Source organism: Levilactobacillus namurensis, from assembly GCF_032197885.1.
GTDB classification, from domain to species: Bacteria; Bacillota; Bacilli; order Lactobacillales; family Lactobacillaceae; genus Levilactobacillus; species Levilactobacillus namurensis_A.
Map to the genome: position 1 here is coordinate 1,196,420 of NZ_CP134159.1, position 13,731 is coordinate 1,210,150.

The window sequence follows — 13,731 nt, forward strand, 5'->3', positions numbered from 1 at the left end:
ACTTTTTTAACGGGGGGATTCATGATATGACGACCATCATTGACGGCAAACAATTGGCTAAGGCGTTAAACGCCCAAACGAAGACACGGGTTGCGGCCTTAGCGGCTCAGGGAAAGGTCCCGGGACTCGCGGTGATTATCGTGGGGACGGACCCCGCCAGTGAACTGTACGTGCGGAGCAAGCACCGGAAGGCCGGTCAATTGGGCATCAACTCGATTGTCCGCCAATTGCCAGCGACCATTAGTCAGGCAGACCTACTCGCAGTGGTGCGGGCATACAACGCGGACCCCACGATTCATGGGATTTTGGTCCAGTCACCACTACCGAACGGATTAGATGAGGCAGCCGTCATCAATGCAATCGAGCCTAGTAAGGATGTCGATGGTTTCCACCCCGTAAACGTGGGCCGCTTATTCAAGAATTTGCCAGGACACTATCCGGTATCCTGCACGCCCCGCGGCATTATGACCATGTTAGAGAGCTTACAGACCCCATTGCGCGGTAAGCACGCTGTGGTGGTCGGCCGGAGCAATATCGTGGGACGGCCCATGGCGGCGATGTTACTGAATGCCGATATGAGCGTGACGATTACCCATAAGTACGGCTCTAATCTACGGGCGCTGACCACGACTGCCGATGTTTTGGTGGTTGCAACGGGTGTGACGCACCTGATTAAGGAAGCGGATGTGAAGCCGGGAGCGATTGTGATCGATGTCGGGATGGACCGGGACGCTGACGGTAAGTTAACGGGAGATGTTGACTTTGACGCGGTCTTTGATAAGGTCCAAGCCATTAGTCCGGTGCCTGGCGGCGTGGGACCAATGACCATTGCGACGTTGATGCGGCAGACTGTTGATTTATGTGAGTGGAGTGACGAGCTTGGCAACGAATGATTACTTAACGGTCACGGCGCTGACCCAGTATATTAAACGAAAATTTGACGTTGACCCTTACTTGGGGAAAGTGTACCTGACGGGAGAAATTTCGAACTTCCGTCTGCGTCCACACGCCCACCAGTACTTTAGTCTTAAGGATGACCACGCTAAGATCAATGCCATTATGTTTCGTTCGGCCTTTGAGAAGCTTAAGTTTGTTCCCGAAACGGGGATGAAGGTCTTGGTGACGGGACGAATCTCCCTGTATGAACCCAGTGGCAGTTATCAGGTCTATGTTGAACGGATGGAGCCAGACGGCGTTGGGGCCTTGTATCAGGCTTATGAACAGCTGAAGCGTAAGCTAGCCCAAGAGGGGCTGTTCACGGCGGCTAAACGGCCGCTACCACGATTTCCTAAGCGGATTGCGGTCGTGACGAGTCCCAGTGGAGCGGTCATTCGGGATATTATTACCACGACCCGTCGGCGGTACCCCATTGCCCAGATTGTGCTTTACCCGGCGGTAGTTCAGGGGGATGCTGCTGCGGCGGATATTGTTCGTCAGATTCAGCGGGCGAACGCGAACGGTAGCTTTGACACCCTGATCATTGGTCGGGGGGGTGGCTCGATTGAAGATCTCTGGCCGTTTAACGAAGAAGTGGTTGCCCGAGCGATTGCGGCTAGTCACTTACCGGTGATTTCTTCGGTGGGGCACGAAACAGATACCACGATTGCGGACTTAGTCGCCGATGTACGGGCCGCAACGCCGACTGCGGCCGCTGAGTTGGCGGTGCCGGTGTTGAGTGACGAGCTGGTGAAATTACAGCAGCAACGGACACGTTTGTTTAACGCCATGGCGAACCGCATTAAGTTCCAGCAGGAACGCTTGAACCGGTCATTAGGAGCGTACGTGTTCCAGCAACCACAGCGGTTATATGAGACCTACGTACAACGGTTGGACCGCGCACAGCAGGGACTCAGACAACAAATGCAGACGCAACTTCAGGGCTGGCAACAACGGGTCCAACTGGATCAGCAACGGTTGATCGGCCAGTCACCGGCAACGCGGGTTCATCAGGCTCAGCAGCAGGTCGAGCAGACGCAGGCCCGATTAAAGACGGAGATGCGGCGGTACTTGACCCAGCAGGAGGAACATGTGGCCCAACTGGCCAGTGGCTTGGATTACCTCAGTCCGCTGAAAATCATGGGCCGGGGCTATAGTTATGTGACGCAGGACGACCATATCGTGCGGCGTACGCAGGAGTTGAAACCCACGACCGCTACGATTCATCTGAGTGACGGAACGGCTGAAGCAACGATTACGAAAATCACACCAGCAACGGAGGATCAACATGAGTGAAACACAAAAACCAACCTTTGAAGAGAACTTAAGTACCTTAGAAACCATCGTGGCCCAACTGGAAAAGGGGGACATTCCTTTGGAACAGGCGTTAGATCAGTTCCAAAAGGGTGTTGCCCTGAGTAAGGACCTCCAGAATACTTTGCAGAATGCCGAGAAGACCTTGACGACCATGATGACGGACGATGATCAAGAGACGCCGTTTGAGACGTCGCAAGGGGGGGCTAACGATGCCCAATAGCGCGCGTGAACAGTTAGCGGCTTTTGAAGCCAAGTGGGTTCCGCGGTTGAACGCCCCACTTCGGGCAGCCGTGGGCGTTGACACCACCGAGGAGCGGCTGATGGATGCGATGACGTACTCGCTCCTAGCGGGGGGCAAGCGGCTACGGCCCCTGTTGACCATGGCCACGCTCACTACGGTGGGTGGCGTGTATGAAGAGCAACGCGATTGGCGACCGATTATGGCGCTAGAGTTGTTGCATACCTATTCTTTGATTCATGACGACCTCCCAGCTATGGATAATGATCCCTTGCGGCGAGGAGAGCCGACCAATCATGTGAAGTTCGGTGCGGGTATGGCCACACTAGCGGGCGATGGCTTGCTCACACTGGCCTTCCAGTGGTTGACAGCTACGAACTTACCGGGAGAGACACAAGCGGCGCTGGTTCAGGCGTTGGCGCGCGCGGCGGGTCCCGGCGGAATGGTAGCTGGTCAGGCACGCGATATTCAGTTTGAGCACGTGGACCTGCCGATGGGAGATTTGCGGACGTTACACCGGGAGAAGACGGGGGCCCTGCTGCACTACGCGGTTCAGGCCGGGTTGATCCTCGGCCGCCTGCCGGGAAAGGACTGGACGCCGTACTTAGATTTTGCTGACGCGTTTGGGTTGGCTTACCAAATCTATGATGATATTTTGGACGTCGTGGCGACGCCCGAAGAGTTGGGTAAGGCGACGCATAAGGATGCTGGTGAAGCCAAGAATACTTATCCAGGTAAATTAGGCTTAGCTGGGGCCAATCAGGCGTTGATCGATACGATTGCGGCGGGCCAAGCAGCGTTAGCCAAGGTCACGACGCAAGACACGCGGTTGTTAGCGGCGTTCTTTAGTTACTTCGATACGAAACGGGTGACGAAATCATGAAAAAACAGCATGTCGCAGCGCTTTTAGTCGAGCAAGGGCTGTACACGTCGTTGGATGAAGCCAAGCGAGCCGTGATGGCTGGTGAGATTCTAGGAACTAATGAAGAACGGCTCGATAAGCCTGGTGAATTAGTCCCTATCGATACGGAACTGCACCGTAAGGGCCATCCATTGCCCTATGTGTCCCGGGGTGGGTTCAAGTTAGCCAAGGCATTGGACGTCTTTCAGATTGAGTTGACCGATAAGATCGTGTTGGACATTGGCTCGTCGACCGGTGGGTTTACGGACGTGATGCTACAGAACGGCGCTAAGCTCAGTTATGCGTTGGATGTGGGCAGCAACCAGTTGGTCTGGAAGCTGCGCCAGGACCCGCGGGTCGTCGTGATGGAGCATACGAACTTTCGTTACAGTAAGTTATCTGACTTTACGGAAGGGCAACCCGTCTTCGCCTCCATCGATGTTTCCTTTATCTCGCTTCGCTTGATTCTACCGCCGCTGAAGGCCATTTTGCCGGAACATGGGGAGGTCGTGGCGCTGATTAAGCCCCAGTTCGAGGCGGAACGAGAAGAGGTCGGGGCCCACGGAATCGTGCGGGATCCCGCCGTTCACCGAGCCGTCGTGCAGGGAATTCTGGATTTTGCAGTGGCAACGGGGTACACGGTCCTAGGACTCGACTTTTCACCCATTAAGGGTGGTGAAGGTAATATCGAATTTCTGGTGCACTTGCAGTCAGTTGATAAACATGCAGTTTGCGCGCATACGGTTTCGGTCGATCAGACCTTACAAGCGGCTTATAACAGCCTAAAACAATAGATTATGAGAAGATTATTAGAATTTCCTTTCCAATTCCTAAGCTCTGGTATATGATAGATTTATGCATTTTTACCACATGAGGGGGGCTAGGAATGAAAAAGCAGGAACGTCAGCAATTGCTGAAACGGTTATTGACCACCCGTGAAATTGAACGCCAGGAGGATTTTGTTGACCTCTTAGCGGCGGATGGCATTCACGTCACTCAGGCGACGATTTCACGGGATATTAAGGAAATGCAACTTGTCAAATTGCCAGCCGAGTCTGGTGGGTACCGGTACAGCTTACCGGTGCAAAAGAAGATTGATACGCAAAAGAAGTTACAACGGACCCTGCGAGATGCCTACGTCTCCTTTGCCGTACAAGATCAATTTGGCTACTTAAAGGTGTTGCCAGGTAATGGTCCAGTGATTGCTTCACTGCTAGAACAGATGCGTTACGACTTTGTTTTCGGCGTGGTGGGGGATGATAGCAAGATCCTCACGGTTTGTGTTTCCCACCAGGGTGCCTTACAATTAGAAAAGACGATCGACCGCATGCTTGCGGATTGATAAAACGACCACGGTTTGCTGACCAGCCCCATGCTGACGACGTAACCGGTGGTCGTTATTTTTAGGAGGCTACAACGTGTTACAGGAGCTGTCTATTAAAAATTTTGCGATCATCGACCAACTAGACGTCACGTTTCAAAACGGCATGACGGTCCTTACCGGGGAAACCGGTGCTGGGAAATCGATTATCATTGACGCGGTCGGACTCTTAGCGGGTGGCCGGGGGTCGGCGAGCTTCGTCCGGACGGGAACCCCCAAAGCCGTGATTCAGGGAAGCTTCGTTTTCCCGGCAGACGGCGTGACTTACCGGGTCTTGGATGATCTGGGCATCGATCATGACGACGGCAGTGTCATCTTGCAACGGGAGATTCATGCTAACGGGCGCAACATTTGCCGGGTCAATGGGATGTTGGTCAACACCAGTACCTTAAAGCGAATCGGCGAGACGGCGGTGGACATTCACGGCCAAAATGAGCATCAGGAATTGATGCAGCCGGATAAGCATTTGGGGATGCTGGATGAATTTGCCGGTAAAGCGGTGGTGCCGCTGGAGCGACAGTACACCACGACCTATCAAGCTTATACTAAGTTGAAGTCGACCCTGGAGAGTCGACGGGCTAACGAAAAAGAATGGGCCCAACACTTAGATATGTTGCGGTTTCAAGTCAATGAGATTGAAGCGGCCCAGTTAGAACCGGGCGAAGAGGCACAATTGGTTGCCGAACGGGACCGGTTGGATAACTTTCAAAAAATCAACGATGCCTTGCAAAAGGCACAGGTTATTTTGACCGGGGAAGATACGGTTCCCGGCGTCAACGACCAACTGAGTGACGCCCTACAGGCCATGCAGGCCATTGCGGATTTTGACCCAGCGTTCAAGCAGATTGCCAGTGGCTTGGAAACGGCGTATTATGCTTTGACCGATGCGGTGGGGGATGTTTCTTCACAGCTAGATATGTTGGAGTGGGACGAAGGGCGCCTGGACCAGATTGAACGGCGATTAGAAGTCATTAATCAGTTGAAGTACAAATACGGTGATTCGGAAGAACAGGTGTTGAAGTACTACGACAAGATTGCGGCGGAGCTCAAGCACATGGAAGCGACCGACGAGACGGCTGACGACCTAGAAGCGAAGGTGGCAACCCAGGCGTCACAGCTACGGCAGTTAGGGGAGCAGTTGAGCCAGGCGCGACAAACGGCAGCGCGAAAGCTGGAAACGGCGATTCATCATGAGCTGGCTGATTTGTATATGGATAAAACGGTCTTTGAGGTACGGTTTGATCGTGCCCAGGGGCTATTGAGTACCGGGCTAGACCATGTGGAATTCTATCTGCGGACGAATCCGGGTGAGGCCATGTTACCCTTAGCCAAGGTAGCGTCTGGGGGAGAACTGTCCCGAATCATGTTGGCGCTAAAGACGATTTTTTCCGAGTCGCAGGGGATCACGTCCATTATCTTTGACGAAGTGGATACGGGGGTCAGCGGGCGCGTTGCCCAAGCCATTGCTGAAAAAATCAGTGGGATCGCGCGCGACTCGCAAGTCCTATGTATCACCCATCTTCCTCAGGTGGCGGCTATGGCGGACCATCACTTCTTTATTGCGAAACAAATCGTGGGCGACCGGACGGAAACCAAGCTGACCCGCCTCAGCGAAGACAAGCGGGTCGGTGAATTGGCCCGGATGTCGGCGGGGACCCAAGTCACTAAGCTGGCAATGGAACACGCCCAGGAATTATTGACACTGGCAGCCCAAGCAAAACAAAAATAACTTAGACCTTAACGAACCCTCTAACGACGACTTAGAGGGTTTTCGTGTTTCTAACTCGTGAAATTAATGGTGTGGATAAAATAAAAAGCCGTTAAAAAATATTTGGCATGTAATATTAAGCCTAATCGCGATACAATAAATAGTGAAGGGTTAGTACGGTAAAGAAGGTTGAAGTATGGGGAAAAGAAGGATTATTTGGTTTTTAATCGGTTTTCTAGTTCTGATTGTCGGAGCATTTAGCGGTAGTATATCCGCACGTGCGTCAGACTTATCGGGGGAAACCAGTGGGTTGGATGCAGGTTCACCTAAGATTACGCGATCGGATAATTTAGTCGTTGCGAACGATAGTGTTTTAGAGGAAGGCCAAAAATACAAGGTCGTCTACTCTTGGAAGGTTAATGATGGCGTTCCAATCACGGCTGGTGACTGGGCCACAATTACGTTGCCCAGCGCAGTTCTTGCTTTTGACCAGCAAATGGATACGGATATTGTCCTTTCAGGGTCAAAGGAAATTGCTGGTCATTTGACATTTTCGGCAAATTCACGGACTGGGATCATTACTTTTAACGATAAATTACAAGGAACGGATATCGACAGAAGCGGTACCATCAGTTTTTGGGTGGTCGGGAAAGGTTCTTCGACGGGAAGTCATTCGGAGACTACGGGCACGCCCAGTGGCGGATCCGATACTGGCGGTGGAACGGGTAGTCATTCTAGCGATGACGGCTCTGGTTCGTATGTGTTCAATAAAGTTGGCTGGCCAGGGGATAAAAACTCAGAAGATGGGGCCCCAGTGGTAACATCACTGGTTTGGAACATTGTGTTTAACGGACAAGGTCAAGATTTTGGTGATACGACCGTTACTGATGAGCTGGGACCTTATCAGACCTACATTCCCGGTTCTGTTGTGTTGAATGATTATTGTAAAGATGCGGTTTATACGGTCGAAAGTAACGCAGATGGAACGCAGATTACGTTCAAGTTTTCCAACGTCCATTCTCCTATCGGCTTTACCTTTAAGGCCGGACTAAAGCCGTATGCTAGTACCGACTATGGCGAGTACTACAACGATGCTTATCTAAAGACCGACAATTTTGCGGACTTAACGCCCTCACATGTTTCTGGAATGGCAACTTGGGGGATGCAAGGCAATGTTGGCGGTGACACCTATCAAGGAAGCGTCTCTTTCTTAAAGCTATCGTTGGGGAATAAGCTGGCGCTAGCTAATGCGGTTTATGGTCTGTATCGTGCGGATGGGACTTATATGTTAGACCGGAAGACGGACGCAGATGGAACCTTTTCGTTAAAAGGGCTAAGAACCGGAAAGTATTACTTCAGTGAGCGGGTAGCCCCTGATTGCTATCTGACGAACTCGGATAGCGTACCCTTTAGCATTTCGCCTAGCGATTCAGGCCAAGTGGTATCGGTATCGCAATATGACGCTAGTGAGTCTCGTTCGAGCGTCTCGACATCCTCGGTACCAAGTGCAGGCTCTAGTGATTCGACATCCTCGGTACCAAATGCAAGCTCAAGTACTTTGACATCTTCGGTACCAAGTGCAAGTTCTAGTGATTCGACATCCTTGGTACCAAGTGGGAGTTCAAGTCCTTCAACGTCATCACGACCAAGTGGGGGTTCTGAGACATCGTCATCAACGGGGAACGTCTCTGATAGCTCAGTAACACTTAGCTCAAGTGACGATTCGGGTAGTCGTTCAGGGACGACATCGTCCAATCACGAAAAGACCAGTTTGGGACGGCCATCGGGATCCGAAAGTGTAACGGTGGTCGGAACAGGACAAGACACGCCAACGTCCTCTACGCCCAAAACAGCTCGTGAACGGACCCATGGAACCTCCGCTGAAATTGTGGCAACTGTGACGCCGGGACATCACCAAAAGAAAGCCGGCTTTATTAGTCAGTTACCGCAGACGAATGAACAAAAAGCGGTAGCAGGGTTATTCCTAGGCCTTCTTCTCCTAGGTGGCACCCTCGGCTATCTACAATGGCGTCGGAACCGTTCCTAAACAGGCATTAAAAAGATTGAGTTCATAACATTCTTGCTGATAAGATGTTAAAAAATCCGCCCTAACCAATTTGGCTTGCGTCAATTGATTAGGGCGGATTGGTGTCATGATGACTTAAATTAATGAAGGTGGACGCGTTGCACCGAACGGAGCCTCGTCGGGGTGACGATGGTTGTTAGGGACGTAGACCGTAGAATCATGTGCTGAGCAGTGAGCAGCATCCGTTTGCAGGAAGCCACTGACGGTCATTGGGGCAACGTTCGGGGCAGCTTTGAATTGAAGTTGAACCCGGTAATGGCGGGCCACAGCCTGGTCAAGAAAATAAGTTAGTTGAAATTCAGGCATTTGGGGATAGACCACTTGACCATCGATCAAGGGGAGTTCACCGAAGAATTCTTGATAGATGGTGGCGACTTGATTGGATAAATTGGCGAATCGCCGGGCAGTTGAGTTTTGCATGCTGATCACCTCGAACATTTGTTTGTATTTTTATTATACGAACACACGTTCAAGATTGCAAGCTTTTTCTGAACGGAAGTTTTTTCTCAGTTTTCGACCGGGAATCCTGCCATCGAGTGGTAAAGAGTGGTAATATAGTAACCTATAGAATTGTAGAATTGCCGGGTAAGGTGAACCGGCCAGAATTTAATTAGTGAAGGGATTTTTAGACAATGGCGAAACGTGGAATGCTCATTGTGCTCTCGGGTCCTTCGGGAGTCGGTAAGGGAACGGTACGGAAGGCACTTTTTGAAACGGGCAATACGGACTTCTCTTACTCAATTTCGATGACAACTCGTAAACCTCGCAAGGGTGAAGTGAACGGGGTCGATTACTACTTTGTCTCTAAAGAAGAATTTGAAGAAAACATTCGGAACGGCGAGATGCTAGAGTACGCCAAGTATGTTGACAACTACTATGGTACCCCGTTAAAATATGTTAATGAGACCCTTGATCAAGGGAAAGACGTCTTCTTGGAAATCGAAGTCAATGGTGCGATGCAAGTTCGGGCCAATTGTCCCGATGCCGTCTTCGTTTTCCTGACGCCCCCTGATTTAATGGAATTAAAGCACCGCTTAATTGGTCGGGGCACCGATGCCATGGATGTGATCAATAAGCGGATTAAAAAGGCTGTGGGTGAGATTCGGATGATGCGCAACTACGATTACGCCGTGGTGAACGACGAAGTCAGCAACGCGGTCGAACGGATTCAGATGATCATTCGCAGTGAACGGTTACGGGTGACCCGGGTCATGCCGGATTACGAACAGATGATTGGAGACGAATAAACAATGCTATTATATCCTTCAGTTGATGATTTATTAGCGCAAGTGGATTCACGGTATTCATTGATTATGTTGGCTAGCAAGCGGGCCCATGAATTGGACGCAGGTGCTAAGCCACTGTTAACGGAGTACAAGTCGCCGAAGACCATCGGCCGGGCCTTAGAAGAAATTGCGGCCGGGGCTTTGATGATTGATCCAGACGAAAAAGATTTAAACGCCTAAGTTGGGTGCTAGGATAGACCAGGTTGCCAGTAGGTAATCTGGCCTTTTTAGTCAGAAGAGGAGGTTTGCAATGCTTCAGGATAAACATGTGACGTTAACGGTCAGTGGCAGCGTGGCGAGTTACAAAGCCGCCACCTTAGCGCGCGCCCTACAACGGGCAGGTGCCCAGGTACGGGTCGTCTTAACGGCGGCGGCGAGTCGCTTCATTACGGCGGAAACGTTCGCGACTCTGACCAAGCATCCCGTCTTGACGGACCAGGGGTGGTGGCAAGCCGATGGGCAGATCGACCACATCGAGTTGGCCGATTGGACCGAATTGGTCTTAGCGGCGCCAGCGTCCGCTAATTTAATGGCACAATTCGCTAACGGGTTAGCCGATGATGTGGCGAGTGCCACCTGGTTGGCAACGGCGGCACCCAAAGTCGTGGTACCGGCGATGAACAGCCACATGTGGCTGGCGGCCGCGACACAACGTAACCGGCAACGGTTAATCGATGACGGCGTCACGGTTCTGACACCGGCCACGGGTGCGTTAGCCGAAGGGTATCAGGGTCAAGGCCGCTTCTTAGAGCCGGCCGAGATTGTGGCCCAGTTGGAGCAACTCACGGCACCCACCGTTGATTTAACGGGCAAACGGATCCTAGTGACGGCGGGGGGAACTCGAGAACGGTTAGATCCGGTCCGGTTCCTGACTAACGATTCTTCTGGCAAGATGGGATATGCAGTCGCAGCGGCGGCGCAACGGGCTGGAGCGACCGTGACGTTGATCACGGCGCCAACCGCCCTGACCGTTCCCCGTGGCGTGACCGTGGTACCTATCGAGAGTACCCAGGAGTTAGCAGACGCCGTAACGTCACGGTTCCCGCAGGCCGATGCGTTGATCATGGCCGCGGCCGTTGCGGATTTCCAACCATTGACTGCCGCGACGCAAAAGATTAAGAAGACGGCGGATAATGATGAATTAACGCTGACCTTGAAAAAGACACCGGACATTTTGAAAACGGTCGCGCCGATGAAGCAGGCGGGCCAGGTCGTGGTGGGCTTTGCCGCTGAGACCCAGGAATTGCTTAAAAATGGGCGGCAGAAGTTACGCCACAAGCATTTAGATATGCTGGCTGCTAACGATGTCTCACGAGCGGATATCGGCTTTAACGGAGACAATAATCAGGTGACCTTTCTCTTCGCTGATGGGACTAGTCAGCAAACGCCGGTCGCGCCCAAACGGGTGATCGGTGAACGGCTGATTGAACAGGTCGCAAAGTTGTTCGCAAAGAAATGAGGTGAACGGGATGGCCCAAATCGCGCAGGTCTTAGTTGATGTACCAACCATGCAAACAAATGAACCGTACTCTTACGCGATTCCGGAACAGTTTCAGGATCAAGTAGAACCGGGGATGCGGGTCACGGTCCCGTTCGGCCACCGGGTCGTTTCCGGATTCGTCGTGGGGATCAGTGATCAGAGCCAGTACGACGGGCAATTGAAACCCATTGCGGCCGTTTTGGATTTGGCCCCCGTTTTGAACGCCGAACTTTGGCAGCTCGCAGATTGGCTGGCGACCACGACCTATGCGTTTCGGATCACGTGCATCCAAACCATGCTGCCTAATCTGTTGAAGGCGTCCGTGGAACGGTTCGTTCAGCCGACCGATAAGATCTCAGCGGCTGAACGCGCACAATACTTTCCAGATGGCTCAGCGCGGGCTTTCGATGTCAGCAAGTTGCCCGACGAGACGCTAGCTGGGCTGTTGAAACTACGGCGGGCGGGTAAGGTGACGGTGACTTACGATGTCCAGGATAAGGCCACCGTTAAGACCACCCCAGCCATTCTACCGGCGTTGCCAGCGGCGAAGTTGCAAGAGATTCAAGCGGCAGTAGCCAAGCGCGCTCCCAAGCAGGCCCAGTTACTGGCGTATCTGCAGACGATGGGGACCACGCCCGTTGCTCAGGCAAAAGTGGGTCATGATGCCGGCGTTAGCGCGGAAGTTGTCCGGACGGCGGTGAACAAGGGGTGGGCAACCAAGCAGGCCCTTGAAGTTTACCGAGATCCGTTTCAACAGCCCGTTCCCCCGACCCGTCCCTTGACGCTGAATGCCGAACAGCAGACCGCAGTCGATGCGATCGACGCGGCCATGGTCGAACATCGGCAGCAGACCTTCTTGGTTGAAGGGGTCACGGGAAGTGGGAAGACGGAGGTCTACCTGCAAAGTATCGCCAAGGCCTTAGCCTTGGGTCGCACCGCGTTAATGCTGGTCCCCGAGATTGCCCTGACGCCGCAGATGACCAACCGGGTCAAGTCCCGGTTCGGTCATCAAGTTGCGGTGCTGCACAGTGGCCTGTCGAAGGGCGAACAGTACGATGAGTGGCGTCGTATCGACCGGGGAGAGGCAACGGTCGTTGTAGGGGCGCGTTCAGCCGTATTTGCCCCCCTGCACGATATCGGCATCATTATCATGGATGAGGAACACGAAACCAGTTATAAACAAGATGAAAATCCCCGGTACCACGCCCGTGACGTGGCCATCTGGCGCGGAAAGTTCCACCAAGCGCCGGTGGTGCTGGGGAGCGCCACACCGTCCTTGGAGACCCGGGCGCGCGCGGCGAAGGGGTTGTATACCCGCTTGGTCCTTGCACACCGAGTCAACGACCACCCGCTCCCCACGGTCCATATCGTGGATATGCGGGAGGCTTTAAAGGAAAATGGGGACGGTGACTTCTCACCGGAACTCTTAGAAGCCATCCAGACCCGTCTTGATTGCCAAGAACAAGTTGTGTTGATGCTGAACCGGCGGGGATATTCGTCGTTTATGATGTGTCGGGACTGCGGGTTCGTGTTGAAGTGTCCCAACTGTGATATTTCACTCACGCTCCACATGGACACCCACAGCATGAAGTGCCATTATTGTGGTCACGAAGAACCCATCCCCCGAATCTGTCCCAACTGCCAGAGTCGCAAGATTCGGTATTATGGAACCGGGACGCAGAAGGTTGAAAAGGCCCTGCAGGCCAAGTTACCGACTGCTCGAATCTTACGGATGGACGTCGATTCGACTCGGCGAAAGGGCGCCCACGAACGCCTCTTGAAGCAGTTCGGACAGCATCAGGCGGACATTCTGTTGGGGACCCAGATGATTGCGAAGGGCTTGGACTTCCCGAACGTGACCTTAGTGGGCGTTTTGAATGCTGATACGGCACTGGGGTTACCGGATTTTCGAGCTAGTGAGCGGACTTTTCAGCTCCTGACGCAGGTCAGCGGTCGGGCCGGCCGTGCGGAAAAGCCGGGCGAGGTGTTTATTCAGACCTTCAATCCAGAGCATTACGCGATTCAGTTGGCCCAAAGCCAAGACTACGAGCGCTTTTTCGTCACGGAGATGCATATGCGCCATCAGGGGAATTACCCACCGTACTATTATGCGGTGCAAGTGACGGCTAGTCATGAAGAGGAACCCGTCGCGGCGAAAGCCATGTATCAGATCGTGGATGTGTTGCGACAAGGCCTCAGTGACCAGGCGATTATTTTAGGACCGACGCCCAAGGCGATTGCGCGGGTCAAACGGAAGTATTATTATCAAGTTGTGATTAAGTATAAGCACGAGCCGCGGTTAAAAGCGGTCTTGGAACAGATTCGGCAGGGGGCGCAAAAAGCCCAACGGGGATTGACGATTACCATTGATCCCGAACCGATGAATTTTATGTAGACT

13 protein-coding genes are annotated in these 13,731 nt (G+C 52.7%); 12 read left to right on the forward strand and 1 reads right to left on the reverse strand.

The features are described 5' to 3' along the window. The first annotated feature begins 26 nt into the window (after positions 1 to 26). The 8 genes from RIN67_RS05770 (at position 27) to RIN67_RS05805 (ending at position 8,528) form a co-directional block, all read left to right on the forward strand. Positions 27 to 893, forward strand: coding sequence for a bifunctional 5,10-methylenetetrahydrofolate dehydrogenase/5,10-methenyltetrahydrofolate cyclohydrolase (locus RIN67_RS05770; protein WP_264999015.1), 867 nt, complete (start codon positions 27 to 29; stop codon positions 891 to 893). Continuing rightward, positions 880 to 2,232, forward strand: a complete 1,353-nt coding sequence (gene xseA, locus RIN67_RS05775) for an exodeoxyribonuclease VII large subunit (RefSeq protein ID WP_264999014.1) — start codon at positions 880 to 882, stop codon at positions 2,230 to 2,232. Before RIN67_RS05770 ends, xseA begins: the two co-directional genes overlap by 14 nt. After that, positions 2,225 to 2,473 carry an exodeoxyribonuclease VII small subunit gene (locus RIN67_RS05780; protein ID WP_264999013.1) on the forward strand — a complete coding sequence of 83 codons (249 nt, stop codon included), beginning with the start codon at positions 2,225 to 2,227 and terminating at the stop codon, positions 2,471 to 2,473. Before xseA ends, RIN67_RS05780 begins: the two co-directional genes overlap by 8 nt. Then, positions 2,463 to 3,374, forward strand: a complete 912-nt coding sequence (locus RIN67_RS05785; RefSeq protein ID WP_264999012.1) for a polyprenyl synthetase family protein — start codon at positions 2,463 to 2,465, stop codon at positions 3,372 to 3,374. The genes RIN67_RS05780 and RIN67_RS05785 overlap by 11 nt, the downstream gene beginning before the upstream one ends. Beyond that, entirely contained in the window at positions 3,371 to 4,186 is an 816-nt protein-coding gene (locus RIN67_RS05790) for a TlyA family RNA methyltransferase (RefSeq protein ID WP_264999011.1), read from the forward strand. The genes RIN67_RS05785 and RIN67_RS05790 overlap by 4 nt, the downstream gene beginning before the upstream one ends. A 92-nt stretch (positions 4,187 to 4,278) precedes the next feature. Beyond that, positions 4,279 to 4,734, forward strand: coding sequence for an arginine repressor (locus RIN67_RS05795; protein ID WP_024746474.1), 456 nt, complete (start codon positions 4,279 to 4,281; stop codon positions 4,732 to 4,734). 76 nt (positions 4,735 to 4,810) lie between these two features. Beyond that, the gene (gene recN, locus RIN67_RS05800; protein WP_264999010.1) at positions 4,811 to 6,502 is read left to right on the forward strand and encodes a DNA repair protein RecN; all 1,692 of its coding nucleotides are present in this window, start codon (positions 4,811 to 4,813) and stop codon (positions 6,500 to 6,502) included. Positions 6,503 to 6,677: 175 nt separating this feature from the next. Then, a complete protein-coding gene (locus tag RIN67_RS05805; protein WP_264999009.1) occupies positions 6,678 to 8,528 on the forward strand; it encodes an MSCRAMM family protein in 1,851 nt (616 codons plus the stop codon). Positions 8,529 to 8,642: 114 nt separating this feature from the next. On the opposite strand, the gene RIN67_RS05810 is transcribed toward RIN67_RS05805, so the two are convergent. Next, entirely contained in the window at positions 8,643 to 8,987 is a 345-nt protein-coding gene (locus RIN67_RS05810; protein ID WP_264999008.1) for a hypothetical protein, read from the reverse strand. Between the two features lie 212 nt (positions 8,988 to 9,199). On the opposite strand from RIN67_RS05810, the gene gmk reads away from it, so the two are divergent. The 4 genes from gmk to priA all read left to right on the forward strand — a co-directional run bounded on the left by gmk (position 9,200) and on the right by priA (position 13,728). Next, positions 9,200 to 9,814, forward strand: a complete 615-nt coding sequence (gene gmk / locus RIN67_RS05815) for a guanylate kinase (protein WP_024746470.1) — start codon at positions 9,200 to 9,202, stop codon at positions 9,812 to 9,814. A gap of 3 nt (positions 9,815 to 9,817) precedes the next feature. Continuing rightward, positions 9,818 to 10,033: a DNA-directed RNA polymerase subunit omega gene (rpoZ, locus tag RIN67_RS05820; protein ID WP_024746469.1), complete on the forward strand. Its 216-nt coding sequence runs from the start codon at positions 9,818 to 9,820 to the stop codon at positions 10,031 to 10,033. Positions 10,034 to 10,103: 70 nt separating this feature from the next. Continuing rightward, positions 10,104 to 11,312 carry a bifunctional phosphopantothenoylcysteine decarboxylase/phosphopantothenate--cysteine ligase CoaBC gene (gene coaBC, locus RIN67_RS05825; protein WP_264999007.1) on the forward strand — a complete coding sequence of 403 codons (1,209 nt, stop codon included), beginning with the start codon at positions 10,104 to 10,106 and terminating at the stop codon, positions 11,310 to 11,312. A gap of 10 nt (positions 11,313 to 11,322) precedes the next feature. Continuing rightward, positions 11,323 to 13,728: a primosomal protein N' gene (gene priA, locus RIN67_RS05830; RefSeq protein WP_264999006.1), complete on the forward strand. Its 2,406-nt coding sequence runs from the start codon at positions 11,323 to 11,325 to the stop codon at positions 13,726 to 13,728. Positions 13,729 to 13,731: the final 3 nt, after the last annotated feature.